General features: G+C 44.4%; 19 protein-coding genes. 4 read left to right on the top strand and 15 right to left on the bottom strand.

The features are described from left to right. Positions 1 to 89 precede the first annotated feature (89 nt). The 6 genes from M1K58_RS03230 to ald form a co-directional block, all read right to left on the bottom strand. Entirely contained in the window at positions 90 to 4,550 is a 4,461-nt protein-coding gene (locus M1K58_RS03230; protein ID WP_256757223.1) for a collagen binding domain-containing protein, read from the bottom strand. 268 nt (positions 4,551 to 4,818) lie between these two features. After that, positions 4,819 to 5,646 carry a purine-nucleoside phosphorylase gene (locus M1K58_RS03225; RefSeq protein WP_256757222.1) on the bottom strand — a complete coding sequence of 276 codons (828 nt, stop codon included), beginning with the start codon at positions 5,644 to 5,646 and terminating at the stop codon, positions 4,819 to 4,821. A 24-nt stretch (positions 5,647 to 5,670) separates the two neighbouring features. Next, on the bottom strand, positions 5,671 to 6,846 hold the full coding sequence (gene deoB / locus M1K58_RS03220; RefSeq protein WP_256757221.1) for a phosphopentomutase: 1,176 nt from the start codon (positions 6,844 to 6,846) through the stop codon (positions 5,671 to 5,673). A gap of 28 nt (positions 6,847 to 6,874) precedes the next feature. Next, complete coding sequence (locus tag M1K58_RS03215) at positions 6,875 to 7,771, bottom strand: tyrosine recombinase (RefSeq protein WP_256757220.1); 897 nt, start codon at positions 7,769 to 7,771, stop codon at positions 6,875 to 6,877. Between the two features lie 85 nt (positions 7,772 to 7,856). Next, complete coding sequence (locus tag M1K58_RS03210) at positions 7,857 to 8,090, bottom strand: DUF4227 family protein (RefSeq protein ID WP_256757219.1); 234 nt, start codon at positions 8,088 to 8,090, stop codon at positions 7,857 to 7,859. A 60-nt stretch (positions 8,091 to 8,150) separates the two neighbouring features. Then, positions 8,151 to 9,266, bottom strand: a complete 1,116-nt coding sequence (ald, locus tag M1K58_RS03205) for an alanine dehydrogenase (RefSeq protein WP_256757218.1) — start codon at positions 9,264 to 9,266, stop codon at positions 8,151 to 8,153. A gap of 149 nt (positions 9,267 to 9,415) precedes the next feature. On the opposite strand from ald, the gene M1K58_RS03200 reads away from it, so the two are divergent. Beyond that, positions 9,416 to 10,600 carry a S8 family peptidase gene (locus M1K58_RS03200; RefSeq protein WP_256757217.1) on the top strand — a complete coding sequence of 395 codons (1,185 nt, stop codon included), beginning with the start codon at positions 9,416 to 9,418 and terminating at the stop codon, positions 10,598 to 10,600. A 58-nt stretch (positions 10,601 to 10,658) separates the two neighbouring features. Further along, positions 10,659 to 11,771, top strand: coding sequence for a response regulator (locus M1K58_RS03195; RefSeq protein WP_256757216.1), 1,113 nt, complete (start codon positions 10,659 to 10,661; stop codon positions 11,769 to 11,771). A 47-nt stretch (positions 11,772 to 11,818) separates the two neighbouring features. Here the strand turns inward: M1K58_RS03195 and M1K58_RS03190 are convergent, their stop codons facing one another. After that, a complete protein-coding gene (locus M1K58_RS03190) occupies positions 11,819 to 12,283 on the bottom strand; it encodes a glutathione peroxidase (RefSeq protein WP_256757215.1) in 465 nt (154 codons plus the stop codon). Positions 12,284 to 12,303: 20 nt separating this feature from the next. Beyond that, positions 12,304 to 12,744: a MarR family winged helix-turn-helix transcriptional regulator gene (locus M1K58_RS03185; RefSeq protein WP_256757214.1), complete on the bottom strand. Its 441-nt coding sequence runs from the start codon at positions 12,742 to 12,744 to the stop codon at positions 12,304 to 12,306. A gap of 187 nt (positions 12,745 to 12,931) precedes the next feature. Between M1K58_RS03185 and M1K58_RS03180 the strand changes: the two genes are divergently transcribed. Continuing rightward, on the top strand, positions 12,932 to 13,408 hold the full coding sequence (locus tag M1K58_RS03180) for a glutathione peroxidase (RefSeq protein ID WP_256757213.1): 477 nt from the start codon (positions 12,932 to 12,934) through the stop codon (positions 13,406 to 13,408). A gap of 61 nt (positions 13,409 to 13,469) precedes the next feature. Here the strand turns inward: M1K58_RS03180 and fur are convergent, their stop codons facing one another. The 4 genes from fur to M1K58_RS03160 all read right to left on the bottom strand — a co-directional run bounded on the left by fur (position 13,470) and on the right by M1K58_RS03160 (position 16,509). Then, entirely contained in the window at positions 13,470 to 13,934 is a 465-nt protein-coding gene (fur, locus tag M1K58_RS03175) for a ferric iron uptake transcriptional regulator (RefSeq protein WP_256757212.1), read from the bottom strand. Positions 13,935 to 14,006: 72 nt separating this feature from the next. Beyond that, positions 14,007 to 14,666 (bottom strand): stage II sporulation protein M, encoded by a 660-nt coding sequence (gene spoIIM / locus M1K58_RS03170; RefSeq protein WP_256757211.1) that lies wholly within the window; start codon positions 14,664 to 14,666, stop codon positions 14,007 to 14,009. A 68-nt stretch (positions 14,667 to 14,734) separates the two neighbouring features. Beyond that, a complete protein-coding gene (locus tag M1K58_RS03165) occupies positions 14,735 to 15,940 on the bottom strand; it encodes an endonuclease Q family protein (RefSeq protein ID WP_256757210.1) in 1,206 nt (401 codons plus the stop codon). Then, positions 15,940 to 16,509 (bottom strand): NUDIX hydrolase, encoded by a 570-nt coding sequence (locus M1K58_RS03160; RefSeq protein WP_256757209.1) that lies wholly within the window; start codon positions 16,507 to 16,509, stop codon positions 15,940 to 15,942. The genes M1K58_RS03165 and M1K58_RS03160 overlap by 1 nt, the downstream gene beginning before the upstream one ends. Before the next feature lie 120 nt (positions 16,510 to 16,629). On the opposite strand from M1K58_RS03160, the gene mciZ reads away from it, so the two are divergent. Then, on the top strand, positions 16,630 to 16,779 hold the full coding sequence (gene mciZ, locus M1K58_RS03155) for a Z-ring formation inhibitor MciZ (protein ID WP_256758216.1): 150 nt from the start codon (positions 16,630 to 16,632) through the stop codon (positions 16,777 to 16,779). 80 nt (positions 16,780 to 16,859) lie between these two features. On the opposite strand, the gene M1K58_RS03150 is transcribed toward mciZ, so the two are convergent. The 3 genes from M1K58_RS03150 to M1K58_RS03140 all read right to left on the bottom strand — a co-directional run bounded on the left by M1K58_RS03150 (position 16,860) and on the right by M1K58_RS03140 (position 20,347). Further along, positions 16,860 to 17,990: a M20/M25/M40 family metallo-hydrolase gene (locus M1K58_RS03150; protein ID WP_256757208.1), complete on the bottom strand. Its 1,131-nt coding sequence runs from the start codon at positions 17,988 to 17,990 to the stop codon at positions 16,860 to 16,862. Between the two features lie 118 nt (positions 17,991 to 18,108). Next, positions 18,109 to 18,822, bottom strand: a complete 714-nt coding sequence (lipB, locus tag M1K58_RS03145) for a lipoyl(octanoyl) transferase LipB (protein WP_256757207.1) — start codon at positions 18,820 to 18,822, stop codon at positions 18,109 to 18,111. Between the two features lie 154 nt (positions 18,823 to 18,976). After that, positions 18,977 to 20,347 carry a dihydrolipoamide acetyltransferase family protein gene (locus tag M1K58_RS03140; RefSeq protein WP_256757206.1) on the bottom strand — a complete coding sequence of 457 codons (1,371 nt, stop codon included), beginning with the start codon at positions 20,345 to 20,347 and terminating at the stop codon, positions 18,977 to 18,979. Positions 20,348 to 20,359 lie beyond the last annotated feature (12 nt).

The following is a 20,359-nucleotide window of genomic DNA, read 5'->3' as shown; positions in this document are numbered from 1 at the left end:
TTAATAGTAATAGATTTCAAATGGAATAGCAACAAAAAAAACCTGCTGAAATGATCAGCAGGTTAAGGATATTTCAAATTTCTATCTTTCTAATTATTACGTCTAAGCTTTCTTGAAACTAAGAAGAATACACCCAGAACGATTAAACCAAGACCAGCCAATTGGATTGGCAAGTGGCTTTCTTCTCCTGTCTGAGGAAGTGTTAGGGATTTATTTCCACCATTAGCTCCTCCACGTGGTACATCTTCCACATCTAGATCAACAAGAATTTCAGTTTCATTACCGTCTTTGTCTTTGACAATAATCGTAAATGAATCTTTACCTTTATAACCTTTGTCTGGCGTGTACGTCCATTTTCCATCTGGCGTAATGGTTACTTTGCCATGCTCAGGCTGTTTACCAACCGTTACTTTACCCTCATCTGGAACTTTGACCTCCCCAGTCTTAGGAGTATCGATTGGTGTCTTTTCCTTCTCGATTTCCTTACCCGGAGTCGGACTTGGTGTCGGCTCAGGGCTTGGGCTCGGTTCAGGGCTTGGGCTAGGCTCAGGACTTGGGCTAGGCTTAGGACTTGGGCTAGGCTCAGGACTTGGGCTAGGCTCTGGGCTTGGAGTGGGCTCTACTGGAGGAGTCCAACCTCCCCCACCACCAGGTTTACTATTGTTTGTTTTTTCAACAAGAACAGTCACGGTTTGAACGTTCGTGATTTCGAATGGTACAGGTGTTTTGTTTAATTCATAACCACTTGGCGCTTGGATTTCAACCAACTGGTATTTATTAGCTGGTAGATCTTCTAATCTCAGTTCTCCATTCTTATTCGTTGTAAGCTTGGATACATCAATACCCGTAACAACCTCGTAGATGTAGTTTCCTTCAAGGTCAAAGAATGGTGTCTGGGCTCTTAATTCAAAAATAGCTCCTTCAAGCTTCAGACTTTTATTCGAGTTATATTTCGTTAATTGAACGGAACGATCGTTTTCTTTATTTTCAATCGTCAATATCGTCGAAGGTAGTTTAATTGACACAGCCGTTTCTGGTACTTCAATAACGAAACCGTCAGCTTTCGTTTCTACTAATGTGTATTTACCGTAAGTCAAATTGGTAAATTCGATTACACCATTTACATCCGTCGTCTTCTTATCAACGACTGTATTCGTGCTATCTCGAAGTTCGAATTCCACTCCCTCTACTGCAGAAAGATCCTTAGCATTGACCTTAGTAATGAGTAGCTTACCACCTGATCCCAACACATTCTTGCTCGTCAATTGTAAGATTACGGTTTGATCAGCAACGATTGTTAAAGGAATAGGTGTTACATCTAATTCATAAAACTCAGGAGCCGCAACTTCTACTAACGTGTAGTTTCCTGGTGCTAAATCACCTTTCGCAATTCTTCCATCCGCCCCTGTCGTCAGCGTGTCAATCACCGTACCGGCTGGATCGAGTAAATTAAAAGTAGCATCTATTAACTTTTTCGAATGATCTACGGAATCAACTTTTGTTAATTCAAAGCCTTGACGAATGATTTTGTTTGTAATCGTAAAAGGTACAGTAGGATCTTTGAAGGCAACGACCTTCCCTGTCGCAGCTGTATAATCAGGATCCATTAAATAACCGCTTGGTACAGACACTTCCTTAAGCTTATATGGCAAGCCAGTAGCCGTTTTATCATTGAATCTGTATTTTCGGGAAGTTGTAGCTTCACCTTTGTTATCTGTTACGAGTGTTTCCAAGAGTATCGTTCCGGATGCGTTATAGAGCTCAAACACAACGCCTTCGAGTGGTTGATTTAGATCATCTACTTTGACGATTTTCAACTTATCACGTCCTGTAGAAGCTCCTCCACCTGCTCCAGCTATTGAAACGATAAAACCTGCCTGATGGTCTGCCCCAATTACGGATACTTTCTTACCCGCAAATTGAACCTCGTTTCCAATTCTATCGCCACTATCTGCATTAATAAATGATTTATACTCCAACAGATAAGCCGTTTTCAATTCTTTCTTGAAAGTAATTGTGAAGGTGTTTTCGACCACAGTTAGCTCGTAGTCAGCTGCATTTACTGGGTTACCCTTGATCGAAATATCACCTGAGTTATTTGCAGGTAATTTTGTTTCATACAGTTTTATAGTGTCTTTTAATAAAATTTGATTGTCTGACAATGTATCCGTCACGACGGACCTCGCTGCTACATAAGATTGGCTTGGGTTAATATTTACCGTCCAAGAAGCCATATCCGTACTGCCTTCTTGTTTACCTGTTTTGTACACATAGTTTCCACCATGTTTAGGCGTTACATCAAACTCTTTCTTGAAAATAAACGGACCCGCAGCACCATCTTGTAGTGTTGCGTTATTAGAATACTTACCTACAACTGGATATAAACCATCAAGGCTTGTTTTGTACTGAATACGATAAGCTGTTTTTCCGATATTGCCGAGATTCAAAGTAAAACCTTTGCGATCCAGATTTAGTTTGAATTGGTTAGTCGTTGGTACAACTAGTGCACCGATAGTAAATGCGTTATTGCCACCTTTAAGCACTAACTTGTTGACTACCAAGGAACCATCTACAAAATCTTGATCCCCTGTATACGAATCTTTGATTATTGCTTCTTGAATATCATGAAGATTGTAGTTGACATCAATGGTCCAAGTAATTGTTTTGTCTTTCGCGTTATATTCCCCTATTTTGTTCCCATTGTTAATCGTATAATCTTGTGGTACTACTTCTGCTTCCTTTGTAATCGGAATTTGTGGAATTAATCCCTCATTCCAATTAAGTGTTGCAAAATTCTTATACTTTTTATCTGCATGCAATGGTTTCGTAGGATCAAATGATGTTGTATACGTAATTTCATGCTTTTTACTAATCGTTACGCCAGGTTTCAATCTAATTGTAAAGCCTTTTTCGTAATCCGGGTCGACAATAGTTGGAGCATCTAGAACAAAATCCGCTGCGTTTGGTCCAGTAACATTAATGATTGCTGGGTCCAGCTTCATATTTCTTCCTGTGTAATCATCTGTAATGACGATATTCGTCATGTCCTTCAAATCTTGATTAATAACGAGCTTCCACTCTATCGTTTTATTCTCGAAGTCTTCCTTTACTACACTTTTCGCAAAAATAACTTCTTTAATATCTTGTTCAGCTGGTTTAGTCGTACCATCGAACATTTTCACAATATTAGTCACTGTATCATCCAAATAGATACGATTAATTGCTTTAGTCTTATATTCGATATCATAGGCTTTGTTAATTCCGGCAACATCATTAAACTCTAATTTGAAGCTTGCAGGGGAGACTGCTGTATCCCTTAATGTGTATTTGCTCGGATCAACAAGAGTCCGCGTTCCTGCTGTACCATCAGCATTAATAGCAACCTCATATACGGCTGTAGAAACACTAACCAGCTCTTGTTTCGTAGTATCAAATGTATCTTCAAGCCACGCATTCGTCTTCGAGATCGATTGCTGGTTGTAATTATATTTGATTTTCCATGTGATCGTTTGCGAAGCTGAATCGTAATCAATAGCTTCTTTATTTAGTGGCTCATTAAAGCTAATCGTTACTTTACCAATTTCAGTTTCTTTGTCCACATTAGTTCCAGTAAGCTCTACCGAGTTTTTAAATTCTACATTTGTAAAAGGAGCCACAATAGGAGCGGTAACGCTAGTCGTATAAGTCACACGATAAGCTTTATCGATATTCCCCAAGCTAATTGGAAAGGAAGCTGCAGTTGTGCATACTGTACCTGTTTTTACTGCTACAGTCCCGTCCAATTTCACTTCCAACTCGCAAATATTAATCGAGCCTTTAAGGGCCAAACCAGTGGGAAGGGTATCCGTAAGTTGAGCACCATTAATCGTTTTCTCACCTTGGTTAAAGTCAACCGTCCAAGTAATTTCATCTGAGTTGAAGTTATTTTTATTAGGTACACCCGTTTTCTTAAGCGCGTCCACTGCTTTATTTTTAAAGTTTACATTAATAACACCTTGTCCAACTGAAGTGAAATCTAATGGTTGATGTATGCTCCCATTAAGTTGGTCCTTATCGAATTTTAACCATACGTAAAAGTTACCACTTAACTGTTGACCCTTGATGGAATCATTGAATGTGAAAGTGACTGTTCCATCAGTGCTCACTACATAGTCTCCGACTTCACCAGTTAGCTGTCCGCTTAGGACTGTTGGAACTTCAAACTCCTTAGGAAGTTTAAATGTATAAGTCGAACCCTCATCATAAGCATGTTGGTCATCTGGCAATGACCATTCATAGAAAATCGCAACTGCATTATTGACTTCCGGTCGAATCGTTTGAATTTCTTTCCCATCTGGATGAGGAACACTGGTTCCTTTAATAGGTTCTTTATCATACAACTTGACGTCAGTAATTAGGTTCACCTTAATCTCAGGACCAGCACCAGCCTTCCCGTAAACGTTACCAAACACACTTGCACCTTCAACACGAGTCAGCGTAGAAGGTAATACCAAACTCAACGTTAGAATGAAAGCTAAAAATATGTACAGCGGTTTTTTGAACTTTTCCATTTTGTTAACTTCACCTCATATGTTCTTTTTTAAGTCTAAGCCTGTCGAAACTGGTCCATCCAAAGCTATAGGGAATAATTCCTACATCATATTACCACAAAAAAATGAACACATTCTGAAAAATTTGTCGAGACAAGCTCGTTTCCAGATATAAATTGTCGAGACTTTCAATCTATAATCGTGATTTCTCGGCGCACAGAGAAAAAGAGCTAGCGCTTTGCGCCAACTCCTTCTCTAAGAGCATAAATAAAGCCAAATAACTGTAAAATTACATTTTTGGAATTATCGTAAGGACTAGAGATAAGAATTGTTCTTTGACCATTTCGGTCGTTTCCATAACCTCTTCATGGGACAACGGCTGATCTAGAATACCTGCTGCCATGTTGCTAATACATGAAATCCCGAGCACTTCGATGCCGGAATGTCTAGCAACAATAACCTCAGAGACGGTCGACATTCCAACAGCATCAACTCCTAGCGTACGTAGCATACGAATTTCAGCTGGAGTCTCATAATTCGGGCCAAGTAATCCAACATAGACGCCTTCTTGAACCGAGAACTTAAGCTCAGCAGCGGTTTCCTTCGCGATCTTACGCAAGCGGGTGCTGTAAGCATCGGACATATCTGGGAAGCGCACACCTAAAGCATTATCGTTAGGACCAATCAGCGGGTTTTTACCTGTAAGGTTAATATGATCAGAGATTAGCATCAGATTACCTGGTTTATAGTTCAGATTGATGCCACCTGCAGCGTTCGTTACGAGCAAAGTCTTCACGCCGAGTGCCTTCATGACACGAACAGGCAATGCTGTGCGCTCTGGTTCATAACCTTCATACATATGGAAACGTCCACGCATTAGCACGACGCTACGCCCTTGTAACTTACCAATGAGTAGCTCACCAGCGTGACCTTCAACTGTAGAAACTGGGAAGTGAGGAATGTCTTCATAAGGAATCGTTACTGCATCCTCCAACTCATCTCCAAGGATGCCCAATCCCGATCCTAGAATAAGGCCAATCTCTGGCCGAACATCTGTGGTGGAACGAATAAATGCTGCAGCTTCTTCAATAATTGCTTTCGATGTAACCTGTGCCAAATCCATCTCTCCTCGATTTCATTTTTACTTTAATAGCTCTAGGAAGCTCTTCCCATGCGTATTGTACTCAACTCCGAAATTATCCGCAATGGTTGCGGCTAAATCTGCGAAGCTTGCCCGGTCTGCTAGCTCACCTGCTCCAGTAAAGCTTGGACTCCATACCAGCAAAGGCACAAATTCCCGTGTGTGATCCGTTCCAGCGTGGATCGGATCATTGCCATGATCGGCTGTCAGGATAAGGAGATCATCATCCTTCATTGCTCCCATAAGCTCAGGAAGTGCCCGATCGAATTCTTCTAACGCTCTTCCATAGCCCTCAGGGTCACGTCTATGACCATACAAGGAGTCAAAGTCGACCAGATTAGTAAACAAGAAACCATGGAAATCAGTTTGCATTTCTCGTAATGTTACGGCAATTCCGTCTGCATTACTCTTCGTCGACGTAGACCGTGTAATTCCCTCACCACTAAAAATATCATTAATTTTCCCGACAGAGACAACATCCAGCCCTTTGTCCTTAAGCGCATTAAGTACAGTTTGTTGAGGTGGCTTCACGGCATAGTCATGACGATTCGGAGTGCGCTTGAAGGCTCCCGGCTCCCCAATGTAAGGCCGAGCAATGACTCTACCTACGGAAAATTCGTCCTTCATCGTTAGCCTACGCGCAATCCTACAAGCATTGTACAACTCTTCAAGAGGGATAACCTCTTCATGCGCAGCCAATTGAAATACACTATCTGCGGAGGTATAGACGATCCACGCACCGCTTTTCATTTGCTCGGCACCCAGCTCATCCAATATTTCTGTGCCGGAAGCCGGTTTATTGCCAATGACTGCTCTTCCTGTCTGCTCCTCGAACTCCCTTAATAACGCTTCAGGAAACCCATCTGGGAATGTACGGAACGGCGTGTCTATTCGTAATCCCGAGAGCTCCCAATGCCCCGTCATCGTATCCTTGCCTACAGACACTTCCGACATTTTGCCATGATAACCAACGACCTTACTTTCCGGTTTCCAATCTCCCAGCTGCTCAATATTACCAAGTCCTAAGCGACGCATATTTGGCAAAGCAAGCCCTTCAACCCTTTGAACAATATGCCCTAGAGTATGTGCACCTGTATCACCGTATTGCTCAGCATCAGGCATTTCGCCGATACCCACACTATCCAGCACAATTACGGTTATCCGTTGATAAGCCATTCGTTTGTACCCCTTTATTCGTAGTCAATCAGCTTCGCGCCCTCGGGTGACTTTGCTCGTATATCTCTTTGATCTTCAGCTTGGCGGAAGAAAGATACTGTTGCGTCGTAGAGGGGTCAGCATGTCCTAACATCTCTTGCACCGCCCGAATATCTGCCCCGTTATCCAATAAGTGAGTAGCGAAGGAGTTTCTAAGCGTATGCGGAGTCATATCTAAGCCCAATTGAGACGCGTACCTCTTCATCAGCTTCCAGAAGCCTTGACGGGTCAGTCTTGTGCCAAGATGGTTCAAAAATAACGCATCGTTGAGCTTATCCTGACGAGCTAGCTGTGGGCGGGCTTCCTCCAGATACTTGGCTACCCAAGTTGATCCGTGAGAACCAACAGGCACCATTCTTTCCCTGCCCCCAGAACCCAAGCATAGCAAAAATCCCATGTCTAGTCTAACGTGATTGATATCTAACATAACCAATTCCGTTACTCTAAGCCCAGTTGCATATAGTAGTTCAAGCATTGCACGGTCCCTTAATCCCATTTCATTACTTGTATCCGGCAGCTCTAATAGCTTGTCCAGAACAAGTGCATCTACGATCTTTGGTGTCTTTTTGTCAGGCTTGGGCGCTTCTAGCTGGATAGCTGGGTTGTAATCGATCGCTCTCTGTATCGTTAAAAACTTGCAGTAAGAGCGAATGGAAACAATTCTTCGCGTAATCGTAGCTATCGTCCGTCCCTCGTTACGTAAATGGTTCAAATACGAATTCAGGTGATGAGGCCGAAGCTCATTGGCTCGAGTCACTTGATTCGACTCCAAGTAGGCTAAGAAATCCGACAAATCACTCGAATAGCCCTGCATTGTATTAGGAGCAACTCGTCGTTCTTCTACCAAATATGCAAGATAGGTATGCAGCCAGATTCTCAATTCCATAATCATTACCTTCCTACGCTCTAGCTACATTTTCCAGACACGTTCAATATTCCACACTTGGTCCTATATTTCCTTCTAAGCTGCCTCATTCTCCAATCCAATAAAACAACCGAAGACGGTCTCCAGGGGAGCTATCAGGATCATTGCCTTCTCCGGTTTGAAACACCTTCGAAGCTCTCCCCTCAGGCACCTTGTAAGGATCTGAAGGTTTCAACCAATTATGAAACCAACCAAAAAAACTGTGAACGAATACCGTTAACGCGAGAAACAGGAGCGTATATTGCAGGCGCTCCCACCATTTGTTCATAGGCTGCTTCATTGTTCTTCCCCCATCTTGTCCGCTCATACTAAACCGTATGATGATGAGGTCGAATTCATGTCACCATAAGCTTTCGATTGGCGAATGCGAGAAACCAATGGCTTCCGCAACCTGAGGGTGAGTAATAGCTCCTTTGTAAACATTCACACCGAGCGCAAGCATCGAATTTGAACTCACCGAATTAAAGAAGCCTTTGGTCGCCAACTGCAAAACATAATCAATCGTCACGTTCGTTAAAGCTAAAGTTGAAGTCCGTGGCACAGCACCCGGCATATTGGCTACAGCGTAATGGATGACCCCATGCTTCTCATAGATGGGATTCTCGTGGGTAGTCACACGGTCAATCGTAGCAATTGATCCTCCCTGATCCACTGCTACATCGACGATTACTGCCCCTTTCTTCATCGTCTTGACCATCTCTTCTGTAACGAGCTGTGGTGCGCGTGCACCAGGGACAAGTACAGCACCAATAAGCAAGTCAGCTTTACGAACCGCATTTGCAATATTGTATGGATTACTCATTAAGGTACGAAGTCGTCCTTGAAATACATCATCCAAATAACGCATCCGATCCCCATTCTTCTCAAGCACCACAACATCGGCTCCGAGACCAAGCGCCATCTTGGCTGCATTCGTTCCGACAATACCTCCACCTATGATAATGACTTCAGCAGGCGGCACACCCGGTACGCCCCCAAGTAGCACACCTCTGCCTCCTTGGAACGCCTCCAAATATTTGGCCCCTTCCTGCACCGACATTCTCCCGGCCACCTCACTCATCGGCGTTAGCAACGGCAAGCTGCCATTCTGAGCTTGAATCGTTTCATATGCGATTGCCGTAACTTGTTTATCAACTAAAGCCTTCGCAAGATCTGGGGCTGTAGCTAGGTGTAAATAGGTAAAGAGAATTTGCCCCTGTCGAAAATAGTCAAACTCCTCCGGTAGCGGCTCCTTCACTTTAACAATCATCTCAGCTGTCGCCCATACTTCAGCGGCATCTGGAACCAGTCTTGCTCCTGCAGCTGCATATTCCTCGTCCGAGAAACCACTACCTTCTCCAGCCCCTTGCTGGAAAATGACATCTTGTCCTTGTTCAATGATCATTTTACAGCCTGCTGGAGTCAGCGCTACACGATATTCTTGCTTCTTTATTTCCTTAGGTAGCCCTACGATCATGTTACAACCCCCCACTAACTAAATTTATTCCTAACATAGCAATCTCCTAGGCGATTAAAAATATGTACGCAAATGATACTTATGCACTTATTAACCAAACTCGCCATACTTTACAACAGAATACGGCCAAGGCCCGCAAAGGAGAACCAATGATGAATAAATTAGCTAAACAATTAAGTCTCATGGTGAAACGCAGGCCAACTTTGCAAACGGAGCGAAGGAACATCGTATTTCACCGTGAACATGACTACCGTACCTGTCTCAAGCAGCTATCCCATGTTGGAATAACACCTGTAAAGACAAACGACTCTTTGCGCTCCATCTGTTGTTATGCCGATCGCACTAGGAGCTGGAAGCATCTTCACAATCATCCTCGTGTCGCTTTCGTCGAACGTGACCGGAAAGTGAAAGCCCACGAGGTTAAGTCTCCAATAAATAGCGCGCTCGTCATTAAAAGCCGAATTCCTTGGCATGTAAATCGGGTTAAAGCTCCACCGCTTTGGCTGGCAGCGCATTTCGGAAACGGGGTTAAGGTTGGCATTTTGGATACAGGCATTGCACGCCACCCCGATTTACGCATCGCAGGTGGAGTTAATACCATTGGTGGCAAATCTTTCGCCGATGATAATGGACACGGGACCCACGTTGCAGGTATCGCAGCAGCTACCGGACAGCGTAAAATTTATGGGGTTGCACCAAAGGTCAAGCTTTATGCCGTCAAGGTGCTTAATGCAGACGGCGCAGGATTCGTGTCGGACATTGTTGAAGGTATCGATTGGTGCTTATCCCATGGCATCTTGATCATGAACATGAGCTTTGGACTTAATGGCGATAGTCAGTTACTGAAAAATGCGGTTCGCAGGGCAAAGAGCAAAGGCGCAGTCATGGTTGCCTCAGCGGGAAATAGTGGCATGCAGTTCAAGCAAATTGATGCTCCCGCCCGGTATCCGGAAACTGTGGCCGTTGCCTCGACAACCCGTGGCAATCAAGTCGCTCTATTTTCCAGTCGGGGTCGAAGAATTGATGTGTCTGCTCCAGGAGTCAATATCTTATCAACATGGCTGAAAGGCACTTATGTAAGAGAATCCGGAACATCGATGTCTTCTCCTCATGTTACCGGCGTTGTCGCTCTTCTCAGAAGCGTCCGCTCAGGTTTAAGTCCCTCACAAGTAAGTCGAAGACTCAAGATGACCGCCCTTCACATCCCCGGTGGACTAGACGCTGCAGGTTATGGATTAGTGCAAGCTGCTCCAGCAGCAAGATTCTCTTGCTACAAAATACGAAGCAAAAATCGACATCAGATAGCAACAAATCGAGCAAAGATGCCGATATAGACTGATATAGACTGATATCAAAATAGAAATTGTATTTTTGCTTAAGGAGTGACACGAATTGAGAGCGATTTTAGTGGATGATGAAGGCTTAGCTCTGAGAGATCTTGAAAGGCAATTAGGTAAAATAGGCGGCATTGAAGTTGTGGCTACTTTTCAAAATGCAAATGAAGCTCTCCAGCAAATCGCGGAATTGAAGCCCGATGTCGTATTCCTCGATATTGAAATGCCAGAAATATCTGGTCTTGAAGCTGCTGATAAGCTACAGCAAATAGATAGCTCCATTGATATTGTGTTCGTGACTGCCTATGCAGAGTATGCCATAAAAGCATTCGATTTAGCCGCTTTGGATTATGTATTGAAACCCATTAACTCCGTTCGGCTACAACGCACGATTGAGAGGCTTATGCATCATAAACCAAACTTATTTGAACAGACCTCGGAGCCAATCGTAGCCATGGTCCACTGTTTCAAAAAATTGCACATTGACTACGGTAAGTCTGAACCCTTCTCATGGCGAACAGCCCGATCCCAAGAATTATTCGCCTATATGATATATAAGAGAAACCAATCTGTCCGTAAGGATGTCCTTCTTGAATTAATGTGGCCGAATACGGACTATAAGAAGGCTTATACACAGCTGTATACGACGATATACCAATTACGTAAGTCCCTTGAAGCAGCTGGTATTACGATTCGTCTATCGAATAGCGGAAGTGATTATTACTTAGACATGGGTAACAACCTATACGATGTTCAGGAATGGGAAAACGCGCGACAAGATTTACCTGAGCTCTCCATGGACACTGTTCCCGACCATGTGAAGTGGCTTCATGCCTATGAAGGAGAATATTTGTCTGAGCATGATTACTTGTGGGCTGAGAATGAGAAGCAGAGATTGAGGGATGTTTGGTACAAGCATGCTCTGGCAGTCAGCCAGGCTTGTATCGATGCGGGGAATACTCATGAAGCGATAGAGATCTATGACACCATCGAGAAGAAGTTTCCTTATCTCGAGGAGATTTACGTGCTATCGATGAAGCTTCATGTGAACAGCGGATATCTCCATTTGGCCAATAAAAAATATGAACAGCTATGCTCGATGCTGTTAGAGGAATACAATATTCAGCCGTCTCAATCCATAACACAATGGGTTAAGCAATTAAATAACTAAAGGGAAGCCGCGGCTTCCCTTTAGTTATTTATCAGCTTATTTATCAGTTAACCTAGAAGCTTCTCAATATCAGCACCGATATCCAGCGGTTTAATGGATGAGTCGTATTGCTTAATGACTTTTCCTTGGCCATCTACGAGAAATTTAGTGAAGTTCCACTTGATTTCCCCACCCGTTTGCTCGGTTAAATAACGGAATATTGGATCTGCATCTGGACCTTTGACGTCCAACTTCTCTAAGATTGGAAAGGTTACACCGAAATTCAAGCTGCAAAACTGCTCAACCTCAGCTGATGTACCCGGCTCCTGCCCGCCAAACTGATTGCAAGGAAAGCCTAGCACGACCAGTCCTTTATCTGCATAAGTCTCATATAGACTCTGAAGCTCCGCATATTGAGGTGTATATCCACATTCACTTGCTGTATTGACGAAAAGCAGCACCTTATCTTTGTATGTGCTCAGATCTACGGAGTCACCGTTAGGCTTGCGTGTTGAGAATTGATGGATGGTCATGTTTTTTCCTCCTCATGATTTCATTGCTGAGCTTGAACTTTTTGTAGCATTTCCGTAATTTGTGAGCGTAGTTCCTCAGCTTCGTTCGTAGAAATGCCTGCTTGGCAGAACAGTCTTTCAGGAATATCGATTGCCTTCTCCTTTAATAGAGAGCCTTGTTCCGTCAATGTGATAATAACGCTACGCTCATCCTTCTTATCCCTTACCCTAGTGAGAAGTCCCATACTCTCAAGCTTCTTGAGCAATGGAGTTAACGTACCGGAGTCCAAATAGAGGCGTTGTCCTAAGTACTTGACTGTGACCTCATCTTCCTCCCACAGCACGAGCATCGTAATATACTGTGTATAGGTAAGTCCTAGCTCTTTGAGGAGGGGATGGTAAAGCTTCGTGATCTCCCGAGCGCACGCATAGACGGCAAAGCATAATTGATTATCTAGTTTCAATACCGCGTCGGTATTCATTAGCGCCTCCTTTATCCCTTTAGGTCGGGCAGAGATTGATTTAATTGATTGCATACAATTTAATCGCCTTTACTATAACATTCAGCATGATCACTGTCAAAGCCTTGACTCCAGTCATATAGATTGTATACAATTGAATTAGAGGCGATTTATTAACTACTCATTCTAACGATGGAGGCGATGGAAAATGTCTGTATATGATATAAAAGTGAACTCATCTCGCGGAGAAACAAAGGATCTAAGCGACTATGAAGGTAAAGTGATGCTAATCGTCAACACAGCAAGTCAATGTGGGTTTGCTCCTCAGTTCAAAGGCTTGCAACGACTACATGAGACTTATGCAGATAAAGGATTGGCCGTGCTTGGATTTCCAAGCAATCAATTCAGAAACCAAGAACCACTTGAAGGTGAATCCCTTACCGAGCATTGCCAGATTAATCACGGTGTCACTTTCCCTTTATTCGCCAAGATTGATGTTAAAGGCAACGACATTCATCCCTTATATCAGCATTTAACGAATGCCTCACCTGGATTTCTAGGGCTCAAGAACATAAAATGGAATTTCACGAAATTTCTCGTAGATCGGAATGGGAAAATCATCAAGCGCTTCTCCCCAACTGTCACACCGGAGAAAATCGAGAGCTATATTCAGAAATTGCTATAAACAAATAGAGGCTACCCTATTACTTGATAGGGTTAGCCTCTATTTGTTTACTAAAGCTTTTTTATTCACTATCTGGTACTGCCGGTATATTGACTTGGCATTTGGCACAAATGCCTTGAAAGTCCAAGCGATGGTCAAGAACAGAGAAGTTATATTCCTTTTCCAGCCGTTCTTCTAGCGGTCCGAGCCAATCTTCCATAATCTCCGACATGGAACCGCATTTCACACAGATAAGATGATGATGATGGTGCTTGTTACTATCCGTACGCAGATCGTATCGGGCAACGCCATCACCGAAATTCAATTTCTCAACGACATGCATTTCACTGAGAAGCTCTAACGTCCGATACACCGTTGCAAGACCGATTTCTGGAGCTTTATCCTTAACGAGCATGAACACATCTTCCGCGCTTAGATGGTCTTCTTCATTCTCTAGGAGCACCCGAACCGTCGCTTCTCTTTGTGGAGTCAGCTTGTAGCCCTGAGACTGCAATTGCTGTTTAATTTTATCAATGCGGGCTTCCATAGTTTCCCCTCCGGTCGCTACTGCACTTCCCTCCATTATAGGATGAGCTTTATCGATAAGTCAAACCTCATATCAGAATTTAGAAGATGGTGGAGAAATTTCTGCGGAAACAACCGATGGAGTTACACGTTCTAATAAGACTGGTGATAGAAAAGCTTCAAAGAGAGAAGCAACGCATAGCATAACTAACATGAGCCCCGTTACAGCTGTATGGGCAAGAAACGGGGGAAGAAGCTGTCCTTTGCGGCGAAAAAGTCGTTCCCGTACGACAAAGTATGCAAACCTAGCGGCTGAAATACTGGCAATCATAAGAGCAGGAACGACAATAGCATTCTGAGGCGCTGTAGCGACAAGGAAGAAAAACACGCCCTTCCAAGCAAGCTCTTGTGCGAGCAAGGCGACTGCGAAGCCGATTAATACACCTTTGAGAAAATCTAACACCAATACGAGTGGCAGCCCAATAACAGACAATCCTAGAAACCAGATTAACAGCAACCATTTCCCATAAAAGAAGAAGCTTGACCAAAAAGTAGTCGCTGGTGAAAGATGCTCTGACACTTTAATCTTTGTCATGTATACGCCGATTTCATCTGCAAGCTCCTGCTGCTGCTCGAGGGTCAATGCATTTACTAATAATGCCCCGAATATTGCTCCCACAATGACAAGAACACCAACGAATACATACAAATTCACATTATCGCGAGCTGACAAATTCCATAACCGAAAATTCATGAGGGCATCCTCCTTGTCCACAACTCATAGCCTGTCTCGTGCCTATGTGTATGTTGGACAAGTCGAATTTATGATTGGAGTATACTCCCGTAGCTGCCCCCGCTCCCCGACGTGAAAAGAGCCTTACCTTCCCTTACCCCGACGATCAAACTTGCGATCTTGTCACCTGTTACCGTTGCAATTATATCCTGCGGTATGCGATGGAGGATTTCCATTTCAGTGCCTATTTCCATAAACATGCGCTCGCGTTTTGCCGGTCCTATTCCTGGAAAAAAAGATAACGGAACCTGTGGACGATAAGGCGGCCGAGATGTAGGCTGATACGACTGCTTACGATCAGCTAACTGCTGAATCCGCCCTGACACTCCCCGAGTGAGCTTGGCGTTCCCACAAGTAGGACAAACGCCGGACAACTCATGTGAGTCTGATAAAGCTTTCTTACAGCTGTTACAATACGTCGTATGATATTTACCGAGCTGTGGATGCAGTCCGTAGTTCGCAACGATATGTCGCCCTGCTTGACCCTTTAGTGCCATATCGAATTCTTCGAACGAAGGCTCCCTGAGTTGTATTTCATTACATTCTCGTCCAATCATACCTGTAGAGTGCGCATCCGAATTCGTCAGATAAGGATATCGATCCAGTTCCGAAATGGTTCCCGCCATTTCTGAGTCCGCGCTTAATCCAAGCTCAATCGCTGCGATCCGTTCTGGATCGAGTCGATCCTGTAGACGATCCGCTGAGCAGCCAAGCAGACCCCTATGCGGAGTGAATACATGTGCAGGGATGAGTAAGCCCCCCCTTGCGAGAAGCTCATCCTGCATCTCCCTCGCCGTAACCCGGATACGCTGCGAGCTTAAAGTTATGTTTGTGACTCGTGGCTTCATCCACGAGGTCCATTCCTGCATCGCCTGTAAATTCGGTAAGTAACCAAGCAAATGAAAAGGACCCCCGCCCTCCTCTTTCACTTCCATCTCAATGCCTAGCAGGATCGTCGTATCCCTGTAGCGGATTCCTCCTCCATTGATTTCTACCATCTCGCCACTATGTAAGCAATCCACAATATCCTTCTGAACAGCCGGAGAGTGGCAATCAATGATCCCGATCAGATCAATTCCTTTTCTCTCTGAGGCTTCTTTCGCAATATTTAGAAAGGTAAGGTTTTTACTTCCACTGATCTTAATAGGCTGACCATCTTGACTACGCCCGATATGCACATGTAAATCTGCAAAGTAAGTTTGGAGCTCCTCAGATCCCTTAGGATTATTACTCATTAGAAAGAGCCTGTCAGCGTGCGTAAACGCCATGCGTAGACGGCAAGTAATGTTTTGGCATCACAGATTCGGCCTTCCTTAATATACGCCTGAGCCTGCTCAAGAGTTATCGCTTCGCAGGTCAGAAATTCATCTTCGTCCAAATGTACATCACCCTGCTCAAGATCATCAGTGAAATAGACATGCACGATTTCATCCGCAAATCCCGGTGAGGTCGAGAAAGATTGTAGATGCTCGATACTCCTAGCTCGATATCCCGTCTCTTCTTCCAGTTCTCTGCGCGCTGCTGCTTCAGGCTCCTCTCCCGCATCCAGCTTTCCAGCAGGGATCTCGACCTGCAGCTTCTCTAACGGTTTGCGGAACTGTTCAACAACCAGCATTTTATTGTCTACGATGGCAACAACAGCAACAGCTCCTGGATGACGCACGATTTCCCGTGTTGAAGTTTCCCCATTAGGTAGGCGCACTGTATCCACCTGTAGAGAAATGATTTTCCCTTGGAAAATCGGCTTGCTCTCCAACGTCTCTTCGTTAAACGGATGCTGTGACTTAGTGTGATGATCACTCATTGTAATTCCTCCAGACATATTCATAATATTTCTCACATATGTTCAACATATAAGCTTGTCCATCCTATTGCAAGCACCGAAGCCAAATGCCTATTCGAATAGAGGAGGAATCATTCTATGTTGAAAAAATATATAACCCCTCAGAAACTGCAGCTCGTTGGCAAGGCATGGGAAATCCGTCACGCCCTGCGTCAAGAGAAGAAGTTACGAGGTGGCAACTTCCCCTTAATTGAATTGTTGTCGTCTAAGCCCCATCAATCCGGTTCTTAATTTATCCCTATGCTCACATGTACAATTGAAAGGAGCAGCGTTCTAGGCTCATACCTAGGACGCTGCCCCTTTTGTTTCCTTTATTTTTTCAAAGTTTCATTGATGATGGAGAGCACTAGCTCTGCAGTCTTAGCAAGGTCATCCACTTTAATCTGCTCTTTGGTCGTGTGAATATGCTCATAACCAACAGCTAGGTTTACAGTCGGAACACCGTTTCCGTTAAACATATTGGCATCACTACCGCCACCGGAAGCGAAGGTATGAGGCTTGAGACCGATAGCCTCGATCGCTGCTTTGGCAACTTGAACGACTTCATCCTCATCACCATAGGAATAAGCAGGGTAGATCGTTGTGGTGATGAATTCAAATTCCGCACCATACTCTTTAGCTGCGCTTTCCACTGCTTCGCGCATGGACTCGATTTGACGATCCATCTTCTCTTGCACCTGACTGCGAGCTTCTGCGAAAATCTTGATCGTATCCGTCACGATATTCACTTCGCCACCGCCTTCGAACCGACCGATGTTCGCTGTTGTTTCGCTGTCGATCCGACCAAGCTTCATTCGGGAAACCGCTTTAGAGGCAACCTGGATCGCACTAATACCATCCTCAGGATTAACGCCAGCATGTGCGGCTTTGCCGCTAATGGTAATGAATTGGCGAGAATTCGTTGGTGCAGCAACCGCAATTTCACCGATGGCTCCGTTTGAATCGAGCGCGTAACCGAATTTCGCACGCAGACGTGAGCCGTCCATGGCTCGTGAACCAAGCAAACCAGATTCCTCACCTGAGGTGATGACGAATTGAATGGCACCGTGCGGTAGGTTTTGTTCTTTAAGGACGCGCAAAGCTTCAAACATGGCAGATAGGCCTGCTTTATCATCGGCGCCTAGAATCGTTGTCCCATCACTACGTACATAACCATCAGCGTCTAAACGAGGCTTAATCCCTTTGCCTGGAGAGACGGTATCCATGTGGGAGGTAAACAAAATTACAGGAACATTCTCTTGGCCTGAAGAAGCAGGCAGCCATGCGAACAGGTTTCCAGCTCCATGTCCGATTTTCTCCGCTACATCATCCTCCGTCACCTCAAGACCGAAGGCTTCGAACTTCCCCTTCAATACCTTGCTAATTTCAGTTTCATATTTCGTTTCGCTATCAATTTGCACCAATTCCATAAATTCTGCTAATAATCGTTCTTTTTGTACCATGATCTTTCCTCCTGACGAAGCTTTAGTTACAATAGTAATGTGTACAAGAACTTATTGAAAGGATGTATCACAATGAACAAACGTTTGTTTAAAATCATCATTTACGTAACCTTACTGGTTATGCTTGTTTCAACTTTGCTAATGAGTTTAGGCTCTCTGATGCAATAGGAATGGAGTAACCGAATACTTCTGTGAAGTACGGAAGGATTTGTTGTCCAATGGCTTCCACCTGTAGCTCTGTTCCCGTTAGCATCTCGAGAGAGGCAATGCCATACTCCGTAATGCCGCATGGGATAATCCCCTGGAAGCCATCCTGTTCCACATTCTTCTTTACATTTAAAGCGAACCCGTGACTCGTAACGAACCCTCGACGAGTGCGGGCTTTATTAAATTTAACGCCAATTGCTGCAATTTTCAAATCTCCGACCCACACACCAGTATACTCCGGTTTTCTATCGCCTACAATTCCGAAGTCCGCCAACAGCTTAATGATAACTTCCTCTAAATTCCGTAGATACTGATGTAAATCTAGTCCAACTGCATCCAAATACAATAAGGGGTAACCCACCAATTGCCCTGGACCGTGATACGTGATGTCGCCGCCCCGATCAATCTCATACAGCGAGATTCCTCTTCGCGCCAATTCCTCTTTGCTATACAATAAGTGCTCAGGATGTCGATCGGAACCGATCGTATAGGTCGGCGAATGCTCTAAAAGCAATAGTGTATCAGAACGCTCTTCGCGATCGATTTCCTTAACGAGCTTTTTCTGAAGCTCCCACGCTTGACCGTAATCCATTCTGGACAACCACTCAGATTTAAGTATTGGCAAAGTCGTTCCTCCTTCCAAACAAACACATGACCACACTATTGTAGCTTATCGAAAACATCAACTGCAAACGACGAGTAAGTGGATTCGGAAACTTATGAATCGTTAAAGAAACCCGGAGCATCGCATAATCGCAATGAACCGGGCTACATTTTATTTAATACAGCTTCGTATCTGAATTGTAGCTTTCAAGATTTTCTTTTACTCGTTGTAGGAAGCGGCCGCAGATAACGCCATCAAGAATCCGATGATCAAGCGACAGACAGAGGTTTACCATTGAACGAACCCCAATCATATCGTTAATGACAACAGGTCTCTTGACGATAGATTCGAAGGTAAGAATCGCAGCCTGAGGATAGTTGATAATCGGCTGTGTCAAGATTGATCCGAACGAACCCGTATTGTTGACTGTGAACGTTCCGCCTTGAATATCGTCCAGCTTCAGCTTCTTCTCACGAGTTCGGCGTGCAAGATCATCAATCTCGTGGGCGATCCCCGCAATATTTTTCTGATCTGCATTACGAATGACCGGAGTTACAACCGAATCCTCCGTACCGACAGAGAGGGAGATGTTAATATCCCGCTTCACGATGATTTTATCCACCGCCCAAACAGAATTCATAATCGGATAATCCTTGATCGCATTCACCGCAGCCTTGATCAAGAAAGGCATATACGTGAGGTTGATCCCTTCCCGATTTTGGAATTCCCCTTTCAACTTATTGCGGAGGAGAACCAAATCCGTCACATCAACTTCAATCATCATCCAGCCATGTGGAATTTCACTCACACTTTGACGCATCTTCGTCGCTATGGTGTTCCGCACAGGGGTAATATCGATGAAATACTCCCCACGTCCTGGCGCTTCCTGTGCTTGTGTTTCAACAGAAGGAATGCGAGGAGACTCGGATAGATGCATTCCCGAGGAACGAACCTGCGTTTTCGGATCCATTGGCGCTGATACGGGTATACTCGCTACTCCGTTGGACGAAGTGCCGAAAGTCGCAGCACCTGCGGCTACAGCAGCTAGTACGTCTTTGCGGGTAATCCGTCCACCCTCTCCCGTTCCAGGTACTCGGTTCAGATCAATTCCATTGTCTGCCGCAAGCTTCTGAACTGCTGGAGAATAGCGATTACGCATCGGGGCGTTAGCATCAATCGTCGCTCCACCACTTCCTGCTCCGGCTAATTGTGGACGGGAAGTTGAAGGGGAAGAAGGCTGCTCAGCTGCTTCCGATTGTTGTATAACTGGATTCGCAACATTATCCGTAGCTCCTGTTGCTTCAACCTCAACGAGACAGATCGCCGCTCCAATTCCTACAGTCTCTCCTACGCCGACTAAATGTTTAACGAGTTTCCCTCGAACGGTTGAAGGAAGCTCCGCGTTTACTTTATCCGTAATTAGCTCGCAAATAGGCTCGTACATATCTATGCTATCACCCGGCTCCTTCAACCATCGTTCAATGGTTGCAGATACGAGTGATTCTGCTAATTGTGGCATTGTAATTTCAATTATTTGTTTAGCCATCCTATTTCATCT

Origin of the sequence: Cohnella sp. WQ 127256 (assembly GCF_024519285.1) — a bacterium.
Taxonomy (GTDB): domain Bacteria; phylum Bacillota; class Bacilli; order Paenibacillales; family Paenibacillaceae; genus Cohnella.
The sequence above is the reverse complement of the archived record's forward strand: the minus strand, read 5'-3'. Positions and strand labels throughout refer to the sequence as shown.